The following is a 19,722-nucleotide window of genomic DNA, read 5'->3' as shown; positions in this document are numbered from 1 at the left end:
GACGCTCCCTCGCTACTTCACCAGCCTGAACTTGCCGCCTTCGACCTTGATCAGGAACGCCGAACGCTCGTCATAGCCGTTGTGATCGGTCGGGCTCATGGTCGAGAGGCCGTTGTTCAGGTAGACGTCCTTGCCGCGCTCGAGCTCGTCGCGCAGCGCGGCGCGGAATTCCGCCGTGCCGGGCTTTGCGGTCTTGAGCGCATTCGCCGCCGGCCGCTTGAACAGCGTGACGGCGTCCCACAGATGCGCGCCGAAGATGTTCGGCCTCGAGCCGTTGGCCTTCTCGTAGGACGACACGAACTCGTCGCGCACCTGGCGGAACGGATCGGTCGCCGGCAGATCGTCGGCGATGGTGAAGGCTTCGCCGGTGAAGATCGCGCCCTCGACATTGGCGCCGCCGAGCTTGATGAACTCTTCCGAGGCAACGCCATGGGTCTGGAAGATCTTGCCGGCATAGCCGCGGCTGCGCAGCGCCTCCTGCGGCAGTACGGCGGGCGTGCCGGCGGAGGCGATGAACACCGCTTCCGGATTGGTCGCGATCACCTTGAGCGCCTGGCCCATCGCGCTGGTGTCGGCCCGCGCATAGACCTCATGCGTCGTCACGGTGAGGCCGAGCTGCGGGGCGAGCCGCGACACCTCCTTGTAGTAGCCTTCGCCATAGCCGTCGGAGACGCCGATATAGCCGAGCGTCTTGATGCCGGACTTGGCGATGTATTTCAGGATTGCCGCCGCCATCAGGTCGTCATTGGGCACCACCTTGAACGCCCAGCGGCGGCGGTCGTCCATCGGCTGCACGATCGCGGTCGCCGCCGCGAGCGAGATGATCGGCGTCTTGCTCTCCACGGCGACGTCGAGCATCGGCATGGTCACCGGGGTGAGCGAGGAGCCGATCAGGATATCGACGCCGTCCTGGATCACGAGGCGCCGCGCATTCTGCGTGCCCTTGGTCGGATCGGACTCGTCGTCGAGCGCGATATAGGTCACCTTCTCGCCGCCGATCTCCTTCGGCAGCGCGGCGATGGTGCGCATCTGCGGCTGGCCGAGCGCCGAGCCCGGTCCGGATCCGGACACCACGACGCCGACCTTGATGTCGGCACGCGCGCCCGGCGCAATCAGGATCGCGCTCGCAAATGTCAACAGTCCGGCCATGGCCAGCTTCATTGCAAATCCTCCCAGCAGGTTCTTTTTATCTGCGGCCGATGATAGCCGACCGCCGTCCGGTCGCGCATCATATTGATTCCGCCCGATCCGTCTGTCCCCCTGATTGGGGACACCGGACTGCGCTCGGGCAAGGTTCGCGCGCTCTGCGGCCCGAGGCCTCAAATTGTCCGCGATCGGTTGGGTCGACGGCGCCCGGCCAAATTTCTGACCCAGCTTCGGTTCGGTCCTGAAACTTCGCGTTTACCACTCCCTTAAAGGCCGCGGGAACCAGTTTCCCTAATCGGGCGGCAACGTCTCGCTGTTATTGAAGGATCAGAAAAGGGAGTACGAACATGTCCAGTATTGTTCGGATCCTCGTCTTGATCGCATGTGCACATGCGGGATCCGTGGTTGCGGAAGTGCAGTTGGACGGCGCGCGGTCATCGCCGGCGGTCCACGTCCATGATTGAGCCTCATCCGATTGCGTCCGAGCACGCGCGCGCCATCTGCGAAGAGATTGGCGAACGGCTGCGCCATGCCCTGCGCGGCGATTACGCCGATCTGCCGCCAAGGCTGCGCGAACTGGTCAACGAGCTCGCTCTGCAGGACTGTGAAGCGCCGTCGCTGGTGCCCACGATGGCTGACATGACGAGGCCGCTGGTCGCCGCGGCCTAGGTCATCGCCTCACGACGATCTGCCGATCCGCCGGCGTGCCCTTCAAGAGCGATAATCAATGCACGGAGATCGGACTGAATAACGGTTGGAGAAGCGGTGAAGTCTCCGCTTATTGCACCAGCCTTGCTTTGAAGTAGGGAACAGAAGCCCGCTTACACGTTCTTCGCGACCTTCCGCGTCCGCGTCGGTCCGGCGCCGGCGATCGTCGGCTTGATATTCCATACCGCGCGCACGCTTGCGAAGGCGTGGGCGATCACCGGCTCCTGGCGGCGGGCGGCGAGGCTGGCGAAGGAGAGATCGCAGGTCAGCTTCACCTTGTCGGCGACCACGAACTGATGCGGCCGCGCCATCCGCGGCGCCAGCACGTTGTCGCGTGCGAGGCTGAGGCAGAGGCCGGATTCGACGAAGTCGATCATCGCCTCTTCCTGGTCGGTGTAGCCGATCCGCTTCGGCAATGCGCCGAGCGGACGGAAGATGTCGTCGAGCAGCCGCCGGTGGCCGGAGTGCGGCGGTGTCGCGAGCCAGGGCAGCTCGGCGAGCTCGGCCCAGCCCTTGCCCATCACCCGGTCGCGCCAGGCGATCGGTGCGATTACCCGGTAGTCGTAGCAAAGCAGCGGGGCGAGCTGGTAGCGGCCGTCGACGATGGTCCGTTCGGTGAAGCTGTGATGGACGAGCTGGTCCTGCGGCGTGGCGTCGACATAGTAGCCGACGTCGAGTTCGCCGCGGCCGATCTGCGCCAGCACGTCGTCGCTCACGCCATGACGCAGGAAGACTTCGGTGCGCTGCGAGGACATCGCAAGGCTGCGCACGAACGGCCCGAGCCGGGTGAATTCGGGGTCGAGGATGGTGCCGACGCGCAGCGTGCCGCGCTGTGCCTCGTTCAGCGAGTCCGCCATCGCCTTGAAGTCGGACGCGGCCGCCACTGCCCGGTGCGCCAGCGGCAGCAGCGCGGCGCCGGCCTCGGTCAGGGTGAATCCGGCAGGTGTGCGGTTGAACAGCTGCAGCCCGGTGCTTTCCTCGAGTGCCTTCAGCTGCAGGCTGACCGCGGGCTGGGTCAGCTTCAGCATCGCCGCTGCGCGCGATACCGTGCCTTCACGGGCAACCGTGATGAAGCAACGCAAGGCCTGGGTACGGGGAAGCTCGATCATCGCACGTGCTTATAGCACACTTTTTTGGCGCGCATCCGACCTGAGTCGTGCATTGTCATGCGATTATAATACAACCAATGCGAGAATTCAGGACCGCCACCACGCAACCATGCCTTCGTGCGCGCGGTTCAACAATGACTGTCTCTGGAATACTGGATCGCCCGGTCAAAGCCGGGCGAGGACTACGCAATGACGCTACGTTACGTCGCGCGAGAACCATCCTCGTCGTCCTGGCGAAAGCCGGGACCCATTACCCCAAATGTCAATTGTTGCGCGATGCTGTGGCCGCGATCTCGTTCATCATCAAGTGCGGTGGTCCTGGCTTTCGCCAGGACGACGATTGGGGAGATCGCGCGCTCATTCCATCACCGTCATGCTGAGGAGGCCGCGCAGCGGCCGTCTCGAACCACGACGGCCTGACTGTGGCCGTGTATCCTTCGAGATGCGCGAGTGCGCCTCAGGATGAGGGGACCTGGACTGCTTTCCGACTTCATCGTCGTCCCGGCGAAGGCCGGGACCCATTGCCACCGAAGTTCATTGTTGCGCGATGTCGGAACGACGAGTCCCATCCACAACACCCGCTGCGGCGTATGGGTCCCGGCCTTCGCCGGGACGACGGCTGTGAATGCCGCGAGCGTGTGCGCCGATCGACGGAGGCCGCCACCCTCACTCCAGATGGTTCACCTTCGCCACCCAGGCGCGGACGTCGGCGAGGACGGCGGGCAGCACGGCCTTGACCTCCTGCACGGTCATGCCGGGCTTGATGCGGGGGTCGTAGAGCAGGTTGAGCAGATATTGGTCGTAGACGTCGAAATAGCCCATCGAGACGTTGTCGTTGAACATGGTCCAGGGCACGGTGGCGGTGTCGTTGATCGGGCCGAGCGACTGCAACAGCTCCTCATAGGCGCAGTCGAGGAAGACGAAATCGCCGTTGTCGACGGTGAGGATCACGTCGGAATGCTCGATTTCGTAGTTCTCGTTCTTGCGGAAGCCGGACAGGCATTGCGGGTCGAGCGAGGAGCGGATCTCCCTGGCGCGCTCCTGGCCGTAGAAAGTCGCGATCGTGCGGTACAGCTCGCGGTCGCGCACCAGCTTGACCACGACATTGGCCGCTTCGTTGTTCTCGGTCATCGCGATGTCGAGATGCTGCACCTTGCTGCGGATGTCGGCGACGACCCTGGCGAGCTGGGCCTTGCGGTCGGCGCGGCTGCCGTCGGCGAACACGCGCACCGGACTGTCGTACTTGCGGATCCGGTCGACCCGCCCGGCGAGATGATATTCGGCGCCGAACGCGGTTTTCAGAAAGCCCTCGACGATCTCGGCGTCGGTGAAGACCTTCTTCTCGTTGCGCTGGCGCGCGGCGATCGCCGCCGGTACCTCGGTGGCGGCCGCGGGCACCGCGGCATCTGCGAGGCAAGCGGCGAGCGTTGCGGCGAGAAGGACGAGGATCGAAGGACGGTGCTGGGGCATTGTGACAACGCTGCCGCAAGGTTTGCGGCAGCGCAAGGAGGGATCAAGGCGGCGGGATCAGCGATCTTGCCGAATGGCGGCGCCTGGTTCCGTTGAAATCGACGCGATCAGTTGTTCTTCACCACCACGGTGGTGCCGACCGAGACCCGACCATAGAGATCGGTGACGTCGTCGTTGGTCATGCGGAAGCAGCCCGACGAGACGGCCTGGCCGATCGTCTCCGGCTCGTTCGAGCCGTGGATGCGGTAGAGCGTCGAGCCGAGATACATCGCGCGCGCGCCGAGCGGATTCTCGATGCCGCCGTTCATGTGGCGCGGCAGATCGGGGCGGCGGCGCAGCATCTGCGACGGCGGCGTCCACGACGGCCATTCCTTCTTTGCGGAGATGCGGTGGACACCGCTCCAGCGGAAGCCGTCGCGGCCGACGCCGATGCCGTAGCGCAGCGCCTGGCCGTTCGCCAGCACCAGATAGAGCCGGCGCTCGGCGGTGTTCACCACGATGGTGCCGGGGGCGTAGTTGGTCGGGTAGTTGACGGTGGTGCGCGGGATCGGGCTTGCGCCGCCGCCGCCGAAGAAGCTCGGGGCTTCGGACTGATAGCCGCGGGAGTCGAAGAACTGGGCGTGGGCCTGGCCGGCACCTGCCAGGATCGTGAGCGCGGCAAACATCAAGGCAATCGGGCGCATGGTCGTCGTCCTCGCGAACATATGTAGCCAGAGAGGCCACAATTGCCGGCGTTTCGCAAGCGACGAAGCCGTGACCTCAGGCATTTTCGAACAACACGGTTTAAAAAGGCAACAGATCGGAAGCGATACCTGCATTGTCCGGCCAAGCCTTTGACGAAGCGGCTGAAGAATGGTTGATCTGGAGCGTTTTCGAGCGAAGTGGGTACCGGTTCGCGTCAAGAAAGCGCGACCAAACAAAAGCTGGAGCGTTTTCAAGCGAAGTGGGCACCGGTTCGCGTGAAGAAAATGCGACCAAACAAAAGGATACGAGCATGATCCGATTCAATCGGATCGGATCATACTCTGAGCGACCTCAAGAACATCTCGAAACGGGAGCGAGAGCATGAATGGTGCGGAAAGTCTGGTGCGGACATTGGTCGCAGGCGGCGTGGATGTCTGCTTTACCAATCCCGGCACCTCGGAGATGCATTTCGTCGCGGCGCTGGACAAGGTCCCGGGCATGCGCTGCGTGCTCGGTCTGTTCGAAGGCGTGGTGACCGGTGCGGCCGACGGTTATTTCCGCATGAAGGGAACGCCGGCCTCGACGCTGCTGCATCTCGGGCCCGGCCTCGCCAACGGCCTTGCCAATCTGCACAACGCCAAGAAGGCGCATTCCGGGATCGTCAACATCGTCGGTCAGCATGCCACCTACCACATCGGTTACAATGCGCCGCTGACGTCCGACATCGAGGGCCTGGCGCGGCCGATGTCGTCCTGGGTGCGCACCTCGCCGGATGCCAAGTCGGTTGCGGCCGACGGCGCGGCCGCGATCGCCGCCGCCAGGAGCGCGCCGCCGCAGATCGCAACCCTGATCCTGCCGGCCGACACCGCCTGGAACGAAGCCGACGGCATCGCCGAGGTGCCCGTGGACACGCAGCGCCCGAGCTATTCGCCGCAGGCGGTCGATGCCGCGGCGAAGATCCTGCATGGCGATGCCGCGCATACGCTGCTGCTCGTCACCGGCAGCGCGCTGACCGAGCACGGGCTGGCGCTCGCCGAGCGCATCGCCGGCAAGACCGGCTGCACGGTGATGGGCCAGACCTATCACCCGCGCATGGCGCGCGGCCGCGGCCGCTTCTCGATCAACCGCATTCCCTATGTGATCGAGCAGGCGTTGCCGATCCTGAAGAAATTCCGTCACATCGTGCTGGTCGAGGCCAACGATCCCGTGGCGTTCTTCGCCTATCCGAACAAGCCGAGCATGCTGAAGGCGGAAGGCTGCGAGGTGCATCGCATGACCGCCTGGGGCGAGAATTCGGTCGCGGCGCTCGAGGCGCTCGCGGGCGCGCTGCATGCGACCGCGCAGGACGTCAAGCCGCAGCAATTGCAGGAACTGGTCAAGCCGACCGGTGCGCTCGACCACGCCACGATCGCGCAGGCGATTGCGTGCGCGATCCCCGAGCACGCCATCATGGTCGATGAATCCGTCACCACGGGCCGCGGCTTCTTCCCGCCGACCGCGGCGGCCGCGCCGCATGACTGGCTGCAGAACATGGGCGGCTCGATCGGCTTCTCGACGCCGGTGGCAACCGGCGCGGCGGTCGCCTGTCCGGACCGCAAGGTGATCTGCATGGTCGGCGACGGCAGCGCGATGTACACGATCCAGTCGCTGTGGACCCAGGCGCGCGAAGGGCTCAACGTCGTGACCATTGTGTTCGCCAACCGCATCTATCAGATCCTGCGCGGCGAGTTCGACGGCGTCGGCGCCGGCGAGCCGGGCAAGCGGGCTCAGGACATGCTGAAGATCGACCGGCCGACGCTCGACTTCGTCGCGCTCGCCAGGGGCATGGGGGTACCGGGCAGGGCGGTGACGACGGCCGACGAGTTCAACAAGGCGCTCGCGGAAGCCGTCGCCGAACCGGGACCGCGGCTGATCGAAGTGCAGATGTAGGGGCGTAGCTGAAGGGCCGCGGCGGCGGCCCAGTCCAGTCGGAGGCGTCGATGCAGACCGAGCTGAACAAGGTGATCGCCGCCGTGGAGGAATTCTATGCGCAGGAGATGTTCCTGCTGGAGCGCGATCTTGGCGAGCGAACGCTCACTCACCGGCTGGCGGTCTATGTCGAGCGGCAATTTTCCGGCTGGCAGGTCGATTGCAACTACGACCGGCTCGGCGAGCGCACGCTGCGGCTGCCGCGCGGCTCGGGGAGCTCGACCGACGACCATCTTGGCAAGTCGATCTATCCCGATATCGTCGTGCATCAGCGCGACATCCCGAACAATCTCCTGGCCATCGAACTGCGCAAGGACAGCAATCACCAGCCGATCGAGCACGATCAGCGCAAGCTGCAGGCGCTGACCGATCCGAATGTCTGGTTTGCCTATGCGATGGGCGTGCTGGTGATCGTCGGACAAGGCGGGGTGAGCTTTACCGAGGTCTATGCCGGCGGAGCCATCGATAGCGCGACTTCGCTCTGGTTTGCCGAGCGGCTACGCGAGAGCGGGCTCGCGAACAGGGGCGACGATGGCGCTCCGCATTAAGTCTATCGGTGAATCTTTCCTCGCGTTTGCAGTGATAGCCCGTTTGGATCATGCGTCGCCCCTGCACGCGCGGCACAACAGAAGGTGCGGGAGGTGGAGCAATTCCTGGAGCTGGTGGTCAATTTTCAGAACGATCCGATGGCGGTGCGGATTATCAGCTCCGCAACTCTTTCGCTCCCCCTCCCGCACTTGAATTCGTTGGTCCGACTTTCGCTGGTCCAGCTTGCCCTGATCAAACTTCCACTGCCCCAGCTTCCAACGCGCCAACTTCCACTACCCGAGGTGGTCGGCGCACTTGATTGCGACGCGACGGGCCGAAGCAGCACCCGCACCGACACAGTAAAAAAGGCCGCCTTCGGGCGGCCTTTTCCGTGATCGCCAAGTCCGCGATCGCCAAGTACGTGATCGCCAAGTAGATCACCGAGCGCGATTGTTTCTGTTTATTGCTTGGTGGCATCGCTGCCGGTCGTGGCGGCGCCGGTCTTGGCACCGGTCTTGGCGCTCGATTTCTTGGCGGTCTTCTTCGCTTTCTTCGGCGCCTTGGCCGCCTCGCCCTTGGTCGCGGTGTCGCCGCTTTGCGCAGCGGGGGCCGGGCTCCCGCCCGCCTTGTCCTGCGCGAGCGCGGTGGACGAGACGAAGGCAAGGGCGGTGGCGGCGAGGATCAGTGTTCGCATCGGATGTTCTCCCAAGTTGGTTTCCGGCGAGCCTCAACGGGACAGAATGTCGCAGGGTTCCGCGGCACCGATCAGCAATCCGTGAGCTCTGCGTGAACGGTATGGCCGCCGCGGAACCGGGAACCGGGCGCCGCGTTATCTGGCCCGGCAGGAGTTCCGAGGAGAGACGCCATGCGCTGGCGGTCAATGACGGAAACCACCAATACGGTGCTCGACACCGCCCCCGAGGACACCTTCTACGCGGCGGGCTGGACCATCAGCGGCGTGGCAACGCTGGCCACCATCGTCGCGATCTGGATGTTCGGGATCTGAGAGCGAACGATCGACGACAAGGCAACCGGTGCGCTATCGCCGGCGGCCGGGCCACGGCCTGGGTCGTCCGCTATTTCCGCAGAATTGCCAGCGCTTCCCGATAGAGCTGCGAGAAACAGACCAAGAGCGCGCTCGACAGCAGGAACATCGCCAGGCTGTCATAGTCGCCGGCCGTCGGCCAGCCGAACTCGAAATAGGGCGGCATGAACGCCCACCAGACGATCGGTACCGTGATGATGGTCGCAAACGCGCCGGCGGGCGCGCCGCCCATCAGGCCGGCGATCAGGATCGCCGGCACGAAGCCCGCGAAATAGAACTGCATGCCGAAGCTCGAGAACATCTCCTGGGTCGCGGTGGCCAGCACCACCGCAAGCAGGGCGACGACGAATGTCGACAACGACCAAGGCCGCAGCTTCAAAATGTAGTCGTTGCCCTTGCGCATCCAGACTCCGGCCCCCGCGAGTTCCGGGAAGGTAGCCGAGGAGGCCTGCAAACAAAACCCGTACGATTCCGAGGGGCAGGGTTGTGCTCGATACAGTGAAAAGGAACCGGCCCGGTCAAGCCGCCGCCGCATTGTCGCGCATATTGCATTGCGGCACGGTGATTGGGGGCAACACGATGCTTGAGCTTCTGATTGTCGCTCTCGTCGCCGGGATCGGTTTCATCTCGGGGTACGGCGCACGCGAGCTGATCTCGCGCCGGCGGCGGGGATCCGCCTCGCGCGCTCACGTTCGTGCGCCGCAGGTTCGCGCCGCGAATGACGACAGCTCCGCCTCCGGCTGGTATCGGCGGGCCGGCACGCAGCACGCCGATCACGCCATCCCACCACCCGACGAACTCGACGGCGCCGTTCGCGACCTGCTCGGCGAGCTCAGCCGGCGCAACGCCAAGCCGTCATCCGCACCGCAGCGCCGCCGGCAGTGAGCCGGAATGCCGGGCCGCATCGCCGAGATCGGCGCCGCTGGCCTGCCGGTGTTTTGCGCGACGAGTTAATCAAAATTCGGAAATGGCGTAACCCGTTGATCCGGCTCGCCTCGGCTACTTTGCATGGGGTTGTTTTCGACATTTTTGTGAGGCGGTCCCGGAGGACAGCAGAATGTCGACAATCGTTCGCATCTGGCAGAGTTCAGGAGGCAGGATGGTGGACGCACAAGGGATCGAACCTTGGACCTCTCCCGTGTGAACCACAATCCATAGATCCAGGCAGACCGCACGCAGCCATAGTGTTGTCGAAATAATTCATTCTATTACATCAGCTTATGTTCGTTTTGACCCCAATGGGCCATAGGCGGCCATACTGCATTTTGTGTGCCCCCGTTGTGCCCGCCGCAGATTTTCCCTTGGGGCACACAAATCGGGGAAGGTCTGTGCCCTCGTGTTCTTTAAGGGGCCGTCCTTCCACGCTGGGTGTGCCCCGAGATGGGAAAAGCGAAGGAAAGTCAATGACCACTTTCCCGTCGCTTGGATGATCCGGGCGTCTGTGGGGCACACCGCGACAGGGAGCGCAGGAGCATGCCGGAGTCGACCAACCAACTGACACTCACCGACGCAGTGATCCGCAACGCCACGTTGCCGCCCGGCAAGGCGCAGCATTATCTCCACGACGACAAGCTGCCCGGCCTCGCTTTGCGCATGCGTGGCACTGGCGGTCGGACGTGGGTTTATCTCTTCTCCAAGCCGGGAGTGAGAGGAACCCAGCGCAAGACCCTCGGCCCCTGGCCCAAGTATAATGAGAAGGCCGCTCGCAAGGCCGCCACTATCGCCGCTGGTGAGGTGTTCAAGGGCGTGGACCCGAACGATGCGAAACGCGAGGCGAGGCGGCAACAAGCCGCCGAAAAGCTGCGCACCATGCTGGCTGACCTCATCGTTGAAGATGGTCCCTACGAGACGTCGTTGACCGGACGCCAGGTCGTCAACTGGAAGCCGGCAATGTCGGCGTTGCGGCGCGGGCTCAAGGAGCACGCCGATAGTGGCGTCGGAGACCTGACGCGACGGCAAATCATGGCAGCGGTCGACAAGGTTACCAAGGCCGGGAAGCGTGGCGCAGCCAAGGACCTGCGCAAGCACACCCACACGTTCCTCGAATGGTGCGTTAGCGAGGGTTATGTCGACCACAATGTGCTTGCCGGTTATCGCGAGCCCAAGGAAACCCGTGCGCAAAGGGTCGGACGCCGAACGAAGGGCCGCGCCTTGACTGACGAAGAAATCATCAAGGTCTGGCAGGCATCCGCCAAGCTAGGGACCTTCGGGCTTCTCGCAAGGACGTGCTTGCTCGGTGGTCCGCGCCGGAGCGAGCCAACCATGATCGAGTGGTCGAAGCACGTCATGGAGGACCGCATCACCTTCGATGCGGCATGGACCAAGATGGGCCTATACCACGATGTACCGCGTACTCATCTCGTTGATGAGGTGCTCGCTGCTGCGAAACATTTCCAGCGCGCGACGTCCGATTATGTCTTCCCGTCACCGAAGACGGGTGGCCAGATGTCGGGCTTCACCAAGATGGTCAATCGGCTGGTCAAGGAAGCGGGTGTCGCAAAGTTTACCATGCATGATTTGAGGCGCAGTCTGCGCACCATCATGTCCCGCTGCGGCTACGATAATGAGATCCAGCGGCTGTGTGTCGGGCAAAGGCCTGGCGGAATCGATCAGGTCTACAATCACGACGAACAGTGGATCATCCGTAAGATGGCATTCGAAGCGGCTCATGATTACATCGCGGAGTTGGTCGGCGCGATACGGAGTGGCAAGGTCGTGCGCCTGCAGAGAACGAACCCACTCGATCCGATCAAGGCCGAGTTGCTCGGCCGTCTCCGGGAACACTATGCGGCTGAGATGACTTAGCGGTTTTGTCGCTTCCGGCCAAATAGTTGCGCACCTCGTCGACTCGATAGAGCGGGCGGCCGTCGACGTAGCGCCATTTCAGCGGGTGGTTTGGATTGCGTCGCCACTGCTCAAGAGCGCCGGGCGTGCGCCGGATGACCGCGGCCGCCTCCAATGCCGTCAAATTTGAGCTACCCGGCAGCGCATCGATATCGAAAGTCGCGGGCGGCGGCACGCCACGGTTCTTGCGAGGGCGCTTCTGGTGACCGGACGACTCGCTGCGCTCGGTATCGTCCTTGTAGCGCATGTTGCACCCCGACCCATGACCGGTCTGAGCATTGAAATCATGGACGATCCAGCAAGAAAGGAATCAAAGCGCGGGGAATGACGGTTGGGTGGCTGTGGCGTATAAATGGGACGAACCGCTTTTGATGGAGGCTCTGGAAGCGCCCGGCAGTATTTATTGCGTCTATCCCGGACCTTCGGCCTTCGGGACGATGGCAGCTCCCAAAACGCCCCATCTTCCATTCCACCCCATCATCCTGCTTCCGCAGGATCTGCGGTTCACAACCGTTCAACACCTCTTGTCAAGGTTAAAGGCGCTTGCTGATGGCTCGCGAGCTGAGGAATGAATGACAAGCCGTAGGTTCGGTTGATGTAGGGAAAGACCCGTCACTGGAAACAGTCGCTATTCCCTTCATTTAACGGCTCCTGGGATTGCCGCTAGCAAGCAGTAGCAACAGAGCCAGTCGCTGAATACCTAGTCGATTCCTTCTACGATTGAAACGACTTATCGTGGGTGCGAATCCCACTCTCTCCGCCACTGCTACTGAAGCCCAAGATATTCAACCATATCAGGGACTTCGCGATGAGCAAGGAATCTCAAACCATACCCACCAACCATACCCACACCCAGGACGCTCAGAAGCTGGCGGACCTAGCTGCTCTCCTGGGGCTGATGCAGTCTGCTGGGAAACTGAGCCAGGATTTAGAGGTTCTAGCTACCCAGGTGGGAGGTTCCTTGGAGAAGCTGGCTGAGCGCTTCGGGGTGCCGTTCTTCGAGGTCCACCAAGCCTATGCTCAGGAACGGCAAGAGGCTCCCAAGCCCAGGACCGCAAAGAGGCAGCGCACTGCGCGCGGATATCGTGCTGGCTCTGATGCTGGCTGGCTGCATGACGCAAGAAGACGCTGGTGTCAGGGCGGCCAAGATGGAAGCGCAAGACGACGCATCCTGTAAGGAGCTATCGAATGGCAAGGGCGCTGACGCCTACACACAGTGCCGCAAAAACCTCCTCTACTATCGCCAGCAGGCCAACATCGAAGAGCAGCAGAAGAGGGCTAGGGTCTCTGAGGCTCTTGAGGGCATGAGCCGGTCAATGCAGAGCATCAGCGCCAATCAGCCGCAGAACGTGAACGTTACCGTGACGTGCATGTACGGTCCTGGGCGTTGCTGAAGCTGAGAGCGGCCCTGGGCATCGCCCTAAGTCGGCTTGTGGAGATCAATGTCCTTTGGATTGGTAGCAAGCAGTTGAAACAGGGCTCGGTCGCCCATGTATTTCGCGGCCTGCCGGGTCTTCTCTCGTCCTGCGAGCAAGGTCCTGTCGGATTGGTCGCAGACCTGCCAATCCCAGCCACGTCTGCCTCTGTCTTTTAGGATCAGTTCCAACATCGTCAGATAGACTGCTCTCAGTTTGTTGCTGAGCGTATCCGTACCAATACGGGGCCGTGAACTCCGGCGCGCCAATGCCTCAGGGCATGGTTTGCACGCAAGCACTCACGCCGATTGGGATGCATCCTTGACGAATTGCGAGACGTTCATCTTTGCGACGGGGTGCTCGTAGTTCTGAGCCGTATCCATCATGAAGGCGAGAAACGTCGGATTGAGCGTCTGTTGTAGGTAGGGCGAGAAGTCTGCTGGCGATAGAATGAAGCATTTGAACAGCGAGACGAATACGCGGATCATTTGTTCCCAATTCTTTTCGTGCTTTAGATCCACGGCAAGATAAAGCTCTTGCATTGCAAAGCTCATCACGGTGAAGAGCATCCGATAGCGTCGATAGAGGGGAACATTTGTTTTCAATTCGGCGAATGATGTTGGATTCGAGCCCAGCGTAAGAATGTCCGTGTTCTTGAGAAAGGCTTCCAACATCTCTCGATAGTGGTTCTTGGCTATGGTCTCCGCGCTGATCTGACGGTTGTTCCTAAGCTGCACCCGCGCGGCTAAAATGCCGCCGACAATCGAAGCGGCGGGAGCGAGCTTCAAGAATAAATCGATGATTTCTGCAGACGTCTCCACGTTGCGCGTCAGGCGGTCCAGCTTGGCGAAGACCATCTTGGCTCCGATGGCCTTGGCGTGGGAGAGCGCAGCGGCGAGCTTGGGCCTGTCGGACTTCCTTCCGCTTTCGGTCTCCACGTACTCGGCCACCAGGGTCCACCGGCCGCCGTTGAGGTAGCTGGTCACGGCCTCACGCTGTGCTTCGATGCCAAGCCCAGAGCGACCTTGCTTGTCCGTAGAAACACGGAGGTAGCTGATGAATTTGCCGCTGAATATGTGCACACGTCAAGGGAGTTGTATGATTCGTGTGGGACACTATTTGCGTTAGCGAGAGGGAGGGCAAATACGTGAGTACATCTGAGAAGGCTGGTCGTGGGCTGGCTCTGCCAGGACAGGCGACTGAAGAGGCCGTCGCTGAGGTTGGTAGCGAAGCCGGGAGGGCGCTTCTGCGAGGCTTCGGCGTGCTTGGGAGCGCGGCAGTTAGCGGGTGGGTGGCCAAGAAAGAAGCCGCGCGCCTTGCGATTGAAACTGACGCAAAGATCAAAGCTGCATCGGCTGTATCCGCCGCGCGTCGTGAAGAGCAGGTAGCTAACCTTGAGCACGAGGCCGCGCTACAGCGACGTGCGGAGCGCATACGTGTAGAGTTCGCGCGGGAGCAGTTGAACTTGGAGGCTATCGAGGCGCGCGCTCTGGAGTACACCGAGCGTGACCCTGGTAACGTCAACGCGCGCGAGATTGACGAGGATTGGCTTTTTAGATTTGCCGACCTTGCGCAGAAGATTTCAGACAAAGATGTGCAGGCATTGTGGGCGAGGGCCATGGCGTCCGCTGCCATGCAGGGGCAACTCTCCGCTGCTGCCCTGCAAACGCTTGCTCTGTTCGACAGGACCATAGGCGATAGCTTCAAGAAGTTCATAGCCGTCTACATTAGGTTCGGTTTCGTACCTCATTTGCCCGGTGGTGAAACCGACCCTCAAGGAATTAACAGGGCTGTACTAGCCGACTTGGGCTTGATCCACGAAACTGTTCATGAAGGGAGCTATGACCTTGGGGACTTCGAGGTAGGTAGAGATGACGGCCAGTTCCTGAAGGAACTTCGTGCGCATATGTCACTCACATTGCGCGGTCGCGAGATCGGTCAGGCAGTTTTTCAGATCGAAGATTTACCCTTAACTGAAGATCAGGAGCAGGAGTATTTGCGCCATCTCGTGCTTGGTCAGTTCATGGGTAAATCCGCCCTTACATTATATGCGAAACCGAGCGCGGCTGGGCATCAACCCGCAGCAATAAGATTGACAAAGACAGAGGGTGGTGCGGCGACGGAGAGCGCCAACTGGAAGGCTTCCGATGCGACCAAAGCATTTAGCCCCAGGCTCTCTAAATTGCTTGAGCGGGCTGAGAAGGACTATGGCGTCGAAATTGTCGAGGACAAGCGCTGATGGTTGCCAAATATCGGTGACCGGTGAGGTCAATAGCGCGCACGTCGTTTCAGCGCGCGCGCGTGGTGAATACTAGAAGGGATAGGGTTGAATGGCCTTGAGCGCGCGCATGCAAGAATTGCAGGATGCAATGGTTCGGTACAATGAGCTGACCATCAAGAACTTCCGGGTCGTCCATGCGTTTGGAGATGCCGTGATAGAGCGGTTGCCCGCCTTCTTAGGAGAGGGAGCGGAGGTAATCGGTGTGCCTCCAGTAGGTGACTACAGGACGGATGGTGGCGACTATTTCGATGCAAAATTCAGCACATACAGCGCTGGAATCTTAACGCTCGCTGCGATTCAGATGGGTGTCGCTGTTGGAATTCCTCACGCGGTCGATCTCGGAAAGTTCTGGCCTCGCGTTGTCGTGGAGTTCGAAATGATAGGCGACGCGATTGCGGTGTCTGTTGGTGATGGCCCTGCGACAATACGGGGCGTGCCGCTTCCTCACACAGAAGAAGACGTAGAGAAAGTGTGCGCGGCTATCCACGAGTACATTCGGCTAGTGCTTGAGAATCCTGTAAAGGCCGCAACGGCCGTTGGCAGGGGTAAGCTGGGCTTTATTTAACTGCACACATAATCGCGGAACATCCTATGAATTCAGACAAGTCAACAATTGATGTGAAACATGTTGCCTGGGCGATTGAGCAGCGGGCGGAGATACAGCGCACGCTATTGGCGCTCTATGAGTACGGAGCAGTGTTTACTCCAGCAGGTTCCAGTCCATTTAAGCTAACTATGTTTGACGATCTCGTCGGTGCGGCGTTTTCGTTGTGGCGTGCCGTATTCTTGGCCGACCAGTCTCGTGATTTTGGGGCGGTCCATGAAAGCGCGACCGATTTTCTCCAGCGCGTAGTCGTCACGAACACTATAACCTTCGGAGACGATAGAGCGAATAGCGCGTGGAGCGTTGGCTATTATCTCGACAACGCAAAGCTGCGCTTGGAGAAGGCCTGCACTTACACCAAGGCGAATCAACCGCATCCGTTATTGGAGCAGGTAGAGCCGCTGCTGGGCACGTTCGGGAGCCGAGACGTTTCGATGACCCAATACGAGTGGGAGGCGACGCATACGGCGCTACGGCTGCTGTTTCATGTGTTGCATCGGCAATGTGCGCTCCCAATCAATCAGCCAACCCCAAGGGAGCCGGACGGGCTGGAATCCTTTATGCGCTAGGGCGTCTCATGTCAGTCAATTCGTCCGATCTAGCGTGAATGATCCGCCGCGCAAAGATCGCGGTACGTGGGGTCATCATGCATAAGCCGGCTGATCTCGCCTGATCTGAAGCCTATAGCGTGAAGTATCTCTATCTCGAGCAACAGAAGTACTTTCGACGTGAAGTACCAGAATTGTGCGGTGGACGTGTAGGCATTGATTTTCTTCTCTTTTCGCTTCCCCTCGTAGTGCGTCAGATAGTTGCGTATGTCTCTTATAAGAGCGATGTCTTTCTCTCCATCCTTAAATAGCTTGCTCACTAGCTTCTTATGATGCGCAAACACGTCACGGAGCCGATCGGCTAGCGAGATTTCATTCAGGTATGCTAATTTTCTTTCGAGGTCCGGCTTTGCCTTCCAGCGCGCAGGGATGGCGTCAGCAAGGTCGATAAGCAAAGCCGCGAACTGCTCCTCTTTCACCAGTTTGCGCGCGGGATGCATTCTTCGATGAAGTGCCTCTAGCGCCTGCACGTAAGTGAGAAATTCAAGCTCTAAGTATCTCTGGGGCTGCGACAGCAGAGCAACGCGAAGCGAAATTACTGGCTCTAACTTGTCATAATGCGAAAACCAAGACCGAAGCACCTTCTCATAGACCTTGCGCTGTTTCGGTCTAGTGAAGAGCGGAGGCTTCAGCTTGGCCTCGACCGTCTTGTTGGCCGACCACGGCACTACCACTCTGACGAATGATCCGCTTGTTCCCCGCTCAAGCGTAAAGGTGCGGCATGTAACGGAACATCGCAAGGCCAAAGATATGAGACGGCAGGCTTTCGTGACCCACCGATCTGCTGATAACAATGACTGAGGGTCAGTGAAGACAACGCGAATACCGTTGCGTTCAGTCAGGTGCAGTTGCCCCATAGAGTGCGCTTCGTACCGCATGCCGGGAGCAATCTGAAAAGTCGCTCCGTCGATCGCAACTTCCTTGATGTGCTTGCGTCGATAGGTGAAAGTCTCCTCGTTGTTTGAGCTTTTAGAGGTTATCCCTCGTAGGCCGCTCTAGCGTATGACTTCAGGTGTGGTGAACGACAGTCCTGACGCGAATGCGGCTTCGGCATTGTCAATGTGCGCTCCCACTGCGACGATGTTGACGGCGATGCTCGCTTTCTTATCCGGGTGCAGTAATGGGACTCTACTGGTGAAGCAGTCGAACAGCGTGATTTCGTTGCCGTCAGCTTCGCCGTGCATTTGGAAGCGTTGGCGCGTATCGAGCGCCATTAAGACGGAATAGTCGCCCTCGATGTTCAAAGTCGCTGATCCGCTCTCATCAATAATGAGCGAGCCAGGAAATCTTGATGCTTGGTCGTGTGTCGTCCAGAACTCCCCGGACAGGGTCGTGCCGAGCAAATCGTCCATTGCTGAAGCCCCAATTCAACTTAGCGGTGGCAGTGAACATGCCTACAATAATAATGTAAAAACACACATTAGGTCTGAGGGCGTGAACGTGCCAGTCTTGACGCAAGGAGGATTCGCGCCATGGCTGACAAGAAGTTCAAGTACGTCCCATTCGTGACCGAAGTGATGACGGCGCGCTATCCCAAGCTGACGGAGCCGGACACCAAGGGCGAGTACGCTGGTGGCAAGTATAAGACCGAAGCGACGACTGACGAGGACTATACAGAGCGCTTCCGAGCGGAAATCCAGAAGGCCAGAAGGTCGCTGACGACAATTTTCCACGCAAGAAGAACGTCCATGCGCCGTGGATGAAGACGAAGGAAGGCGAGATTGCCTTCATGTTCAAGTCTCCGAAGAAGAAGCCGGAACTAATCGACGCCAAGGGCAATGCACTTAAGCCGGGTCTTGTCATCCGGGGTGGCTCTCGCATCCGTATCGCTGGCGTTATTGCCGCTTGGGAGCGAGGAAGCAAACGAGGCGTATCGCTATGGCCGGACGCAGTACGGTTGATTGATCTCGCGAAAGGTTTCGATCCGTTGGCCGCGTTCGGCCCGGCTGAGGATGGTTTTGGACGTGACCGCACCCCGGAGCATGTGCGTCCATCCGGAATGCCCCTTCAATCGTCGCTAGAGCCTGGAGACGCGGCTATCGCTTTCATCACTTCAGGGCCGTAGTCCACCTTGTTGATGACCTTGCGGAGGTCCAGGCGCTGGCCCGTCGAATACACCCCGTATGTGATATCTTCTCCCCGGTCGTGGCCGATGATGAGCTTGACGGTGCTCTCCGGGACCTCCAGTCCCTCCATTAACTCCACAAAGGTCTTGCGGAGCGCGTGGAAGTCTTCAAAGCGCGCGCTAACACCAACGTCCTTCTGCTTCCGAAAGCGCCCATAGGGTCGGACGTAAGGCTCCGCTAACTGATGCGGCCTTGCTCCATTTACTCGCTGGCGCTAACGCTGGCCCTTCTGTCGGCGTAGGGGGCACGGTGAGCAACGCTCGCGAGTTTATCGATTTCTGGATCGAGAACAGCGTTCACGCTGTCGAGCAGTATCGCACGGTTGGCACGTCGCAGGACGTGGCCGAACTCACCCGGCGCCTTGTCGAGGCTGCCGAAGGGCAGGGTATTTCGGAAGCCGAGTTGCGGGCTGAGATCGGCGACATTTGCGACTACATCGAAGGCCGGCTCAAGGCTGCGAATAGGGCTGAGAACGAGCGGCGTAAGCCTGCCTAGGCAACCTACAACTTGGCGAGGAAAGCCTTCGCTATCCAGAGTGGCCCTCCGGAAACAAGCCGCGCTCGCTACTCAGCCACTTTGTAAACGTCGCAGGGTTCGAGCTTAAGTTATTCGAACGTTCGCTGCTGCTCAACGGGCAGCGCGACGTCCAACACTTCCGCAGTCCATCCTTCCGAGACTGCGGCGAGGAGCAATGTCAGCGTCTGGCTTGGCAGGCGCAATCCAAACTTGAGCTTTTGAGTCGTCCGCCGTCACATCAACGATGGTGATCGAGTTCCCGAACGAATTCCGCCATGATGTCCAATCGGACAGCGAACTAATGGTCTCTATTCGAGATAACTGGTCGGCGCATCCCAGTGAGCCACTTTGATTGGAGTTGGCCCTAGCTCATGAACACCTACTCCTTCCCGCGCATTATCTCGTCATGAGCGCAGATGAGCATCTAGGGAAGGCCGAACGCTACCGACCGCCAAGGGAGCTACTGAGGATGGGTCCAACGCTACCATCTAAGCGGTTGGAATACACTCTGGCGTGCTCTGGAACTACCTGACTTGGTAGCTGCCCGGGCCACGTAGCCGGTGTTAAGCAAGCTTGAGCGAGGGGGCCGATCGAACTCCGTGGATGCTGTGCAGAGCCTCCAGTTCGGTCCGCGGTCGTCCGCTTGTCCTTCACGCTCTCTAAGGCGGTC

Annotated in this window: 24 protein-coding genes; 14 read left to right on the top strand and 10 right to left on the bottom strand. The window is 60.5% G+C overall.

Annotated features, from left to right (window positions below):
• Window positions 1-12: 12 nt before the first annotated feature.
• On the bottom strand, window positions 13-1,161 hold the full coding sequence (locus ACZBJS_RS04200) for an ABC transporter substrate-binding protein (protein WP_316395322.1): 1,149 nt from the start codon (window positions 1,159-1,161) through the stop codon (window positions 13-15).
• A gap of 441 nt (window positions 1,162-1,602) precedes the next feature.
• Between ACZBJS_RS04200 and ACZBJS_RS04195 the strand changes: the two genes are divergently transcribed.
• Complete coding sequence (locus ACZBJS_RS04195) at window positions 1,603-1,815, top strand: hypothetical protein (protein WP_253625692.1); 213 nt, start codon at window positions 1,603-1,605, stop codon at window positions 1,813-1,815.
• A gap of 152 nt (window positions 1,816-1,967) precedes the next feature.
• Here the strand turns inward: ACZBJS_RS04195 and ACZBJS_RS04190 are convergent, their stop codons facing one another.
• The 3 genes from ACZBJS_RS04190 to ACZBJS_RS04180 form a co-directional block, all read right to left on the bottom strand.
• Window positions 1,968-2,963: a LysR family transcriptional regulator gene (locus ACZBJS_RS04190; protein WP_057019300.1), complete on the bottom strand. Its 996-nt coding sequence runs from the start codon at window positions 2,961-2,963 to the stop codon at window positions 1,968-1,970.
• 666 nt (window positions 2,964-3,629) lie between these two features.
• Window positions 3,630-4,433, bottom strand: a complete 804-nt coding sequence (locus ACZBJS_RS04185; protein ID WP_316395323.1) for a DUF2927 domain-containing protein — start codon at window positions 4,431-4,433, stop codon at window positions 3,630-3,632.
• A 107-nt stretch (window positions 4,434-4,540) separates the two neighbouring features.
• Window positions 4,541-5,116, bottom strand: coding sequence for a L,D-transpeptidase (locus tag ACZBJS_RS04180; protein WP_038378145.1), 576 nt, complete (start codon window positions 5,114-5,116; stop codon window positions 4,541-4,543).
• Window positions 5,117-5,498: 382 nt separating this feature from the next.
• Between ACZBJS_RS04180 and ACZBJS_RS04175 the strand changes: the two genes are divergently transcribed.
• The 3 genes from ACZBJS_RS04175 (at window position 5,499) to ACZBJS_RS04165 (ending at window position 8,008) form a co-directional block, all read left to right on the top strand.
• The gene (locus ACZBJS_RS04175) at window positions 5,499-7,046 is read left to right on the top strand and encodes an acetolactate synthase large subunit (protein ID WP_316395324.1); all 1,548 of its coding nucleotides are present in this window, start codon (window positions 5,499-5,501) and stop codon (window positions 7,044-7,046) included.
• Window positions 7,047-7,096: 50 nt separating this feature from the next.
• Complete coding sequence (locus tag ACZBJS_RS04170) at window positions 7,097-7,633, top strand: hypothetical protein (protein ID WP_316395325.1); 537 nt, start codon at window positions 7,097-7,099, stop codon at window positions 7,631-7,633.
• A 93-nt stretch (window positions 7,634-7,726) separates the two neighbouring features.
• Window positions 7,727-8,008, top strand: a complete 282-nt coding sequence (locus ACZBJS_RS04165) for a hypothetical protein (protein ID WP_316395326.1) — start codon at window positions 7,727-7,729, stop codon at window positions 8,006-8,008.
• Between the two features lie 65 nt (window positions 8,009-8,073).
• On the opposite strand, the gene ACZBJS_RS04160 is transcribed toward ACZBJS_RS04165, so the two are convergent.
• The gene (locus ACZBJS_RS04160; RefSeq protein WP_253607299.1) at window positions 8,074-8,307 is read right to left on the bottom strand and encodes a hypothetical protein; all 234 of its coding nucleotides are present in this window, start codon (window positions 8,305-8,307) and stop codon (window positions 8,074-8,076) included.
• Window positions 8,308-8,478: 171 nt separating this feature from the next.
• Between ACZBJS_RS04160 and ACZBJS_RS04155 the strand changes: the two genes are divergently transcribed.
• Complete coding sequence (locus ACZBJS_RS04155; protein WP_168858519.1) at window positions 8,479-8,619, top strand: hypothetical protein; 141 nt, start codon at window positions 8,479-8,481, stop codon at window positions 8,617-8,619.
• A 70-nt stretch (window positions 8,620-8,689) separates the two neighbouring features.
• Here ACZBJS_RS04155 and ACZBJS_RS04150 read toward each other — a convergent pair whose 3' ends face one another.
• Window positions 8,690-9,061, bottom strand: a complete 372-nt coding sequence (locus tag ACZBJS_RS04150; RefSeq protein ID WP_057019306.1) for a DUF4118 domain-containing protein — start codon at window positions 9,059-9,061, stop codon at window positions 8,690-8,692.
• A 176-nt stretch (window positions 9,062-9,237) separates the two neighbouring features.
• Here ACZBJS_RS04150 and ACZBJS_RS04145 point away from each other — a divergent pair, with 176 nt between their 5' ends.
• The gene (locus ACZBJS_RS04145) at window positions 9,238-9,543 is read left to right on the top strand and encodes a hypothetical protein (RefSeq protein ID WP_057019307.1); all 306 of its coding nucleotides are present in this window, start codon (window positions 9,238-9,240) and stop codon (window positions 9,541-9,543) included.
• Between the two features lie 588 nt (window positions 9,544-10,131).
• Window positions 10,132-11,463, top strand: coding sequence for a tyrosine-type recombinase/integrase (locus ACZBJS_RS04140; protein ID WP_463438448.1), 1,332 nt, complete (start codon window positions 10,132-10,134; stop codon window positions 11,461-11,463).
• On the opposite strand, the gene ACZBJS_RS04135 is transcribed toward ACZBJS_RS04140, so the two are convergent.
• On the bottom strand, window positions 11,408-11,749 hold the full coding sequence (locus ACZBJS_RS04135; RefSeq protein WP_463438447.1) for a hypothetical protein: 342 nt from the start codon (window positions 11,747-11,749) through the stop codon (window positions 11,408-11,410). The genes ACZBJS_RS04140 and ACZBJS_RS04135 overlap by 56 nt on opposite strands.
• A gap of 838 nt (window positions 11,750-12,587) precedes the next feature.
• Here ACZBJS_RS04135 and ACZBJS_RS04130 point away from each other — a divergent pair.
• Window positions 12,588-12,896 carry a hypothetical protein gene (locus ACZBJS_RS04130; RefSeq protein ID WP_463438446.1) on the top strand — a complete coding sequence of 103 codons (309 nt, stop codon included), beginning with the start codon at window positions 12,588-12,590 and terminating at the stop codon, window positions 12,894-12,896.
• A gap of 320 nt (window positions 12,897-13,216) precedes the next feature.
• Here the strand turns inward: ACZBJS_RS04130 and ACZBJS_RS04125 are convergent, their stop codons facing one another.
• Window positions 13,217-13,993, bottom strand: a complete 777-nt coding sequence (locus ACZBJS_RS04125) for a recombinase family protein (protein WP_463438462.1) — start codon at window positions 13,991-13,993, stop codon at window positions 13,217-13,219.
• 215 nt (window positions 13,994-14,208) lie between these two features.
• Between ACZBJS_RS04125 and ACZBJS_RS04120 the strand changes: the two genes are divergently transcribed.
• From ACZBJS_RS04120 to ACZBJS_RS04110, 3 genes are all read left to right on the top strand, one after another.
• Window positions 14,209-15,156, top strand: coding sequence for a DUF2806 domain-containing protein (locus ACZBJS_RS04120; protein ID WP_463438445.1), 948 nt, complete (start codon window positions 14,209-14,211; stop codon window positions 15,154-15,156).
• 109 nt (window positions 15,157-15,265) lie between these two features.
• The gene (locus ACZBJS_RS04115) at window positions 15,266-15,763 is read left to right on the top strand and encodes a hypothetical protein (protein ID WP_463438444.1); all 498 of its coding nucleotides are present in this window, start codon (window positions 15,266-15,268) and stop codon (window positions 15,761-15,763) included.
• A 26-nt stretch (window positions 15,764-15,789) separates the two neighbouring features.
• A complete protein-coding gene (locus ACZBJS_RS04110) occupies window positions 15,790-16,371 on the top strand; it encodes a hypothetical protein (RefSeq protein WP_463438443.1) in 582 nt (193 codons plus the stop codon).
• Window positions 16,372-16,400: 29 nt separating this feature from the next.
• Here the strand turns inward: ACZBJS_RS04110 and ACZBJS_RS04105 are convergent, their stop codons facing one another.
• Window positions 16,401-17,078, bottom strand: a complete 678-nt coding sequence (locus tag ACZBJS_RS04105) for a HEPN domain-containing protein (RefSeq protein ID WP_463438442.1) — start codon at window positions 17,076-17,078, stop codon at window positions 16,401-16,403.
• A 327-nt stretch (window positions 17,079-17,405) separates the two neighbouring features.
• Entirely contained in the window at window positions 17,406-17,762 is a 357-nt protein-coding gene (locus ACZBJS_RS04100) for an ApeA N-terminal domain 1-containing protein (RefSeq protein ID WP_463438441.1), read from the bottom strand.
• Between the two features lie 120 nt (window positions 17,763-17,882).
• On the opposite strand from ACZBJS_RS04100, the gene ACZBJS_RS04095 reads away from it, so the two are divergent.
• The 3 genes from ACZBJS_RS04095 (at window position 17,883) to ACZBJS_RS04085 (ending at window position 19,031) form a co-directional block, all read left to right on the top strand.
• On the top strand, window positions 17,883-18,113 hold the full coding sequence (locus ACZBJS_RS04095; RefSeq protein WP_463438440.1) for a hypothetical protein: 231 nt from the start codon (window positions 17,883-17,885) through the stop codon (window positions 18,111-18,113).
• Entirely contained in the window at window positions 18,110-18,475 is a 366-nt protein-coding gene (locus ACZBJS_RS04090; protein ID WP_463438439.1) for a hypothetical protein, read from the top strand. The genes ACZBJS_RS04095 and ACZBJS_RS04090 overlap by 4 nt, the downstream gene beginning before the upstream one ends.
• Window positions 18,476-18,785: 310 nt before the next feature.
• Complete coding sequence (locus ACZBJS_RS04085; protein ID WP_463438438.1) at window positions 18,786-19,031, top strand: hypothetical protein; 246 nt, start codon at window positions 18,786-18,788, stop codon at window positions 19,029-19,031.
• Window positions 19,032-19,722 lie beyond the last annotated feature (691 nt).

The sequence above is a fragment of the Bradyrhizobium sp. KZN70725 genome (assembly GCF_055264925.1).
This window is presented reverse-complemented; position numbering and strand designations above follow the sequence as displayed.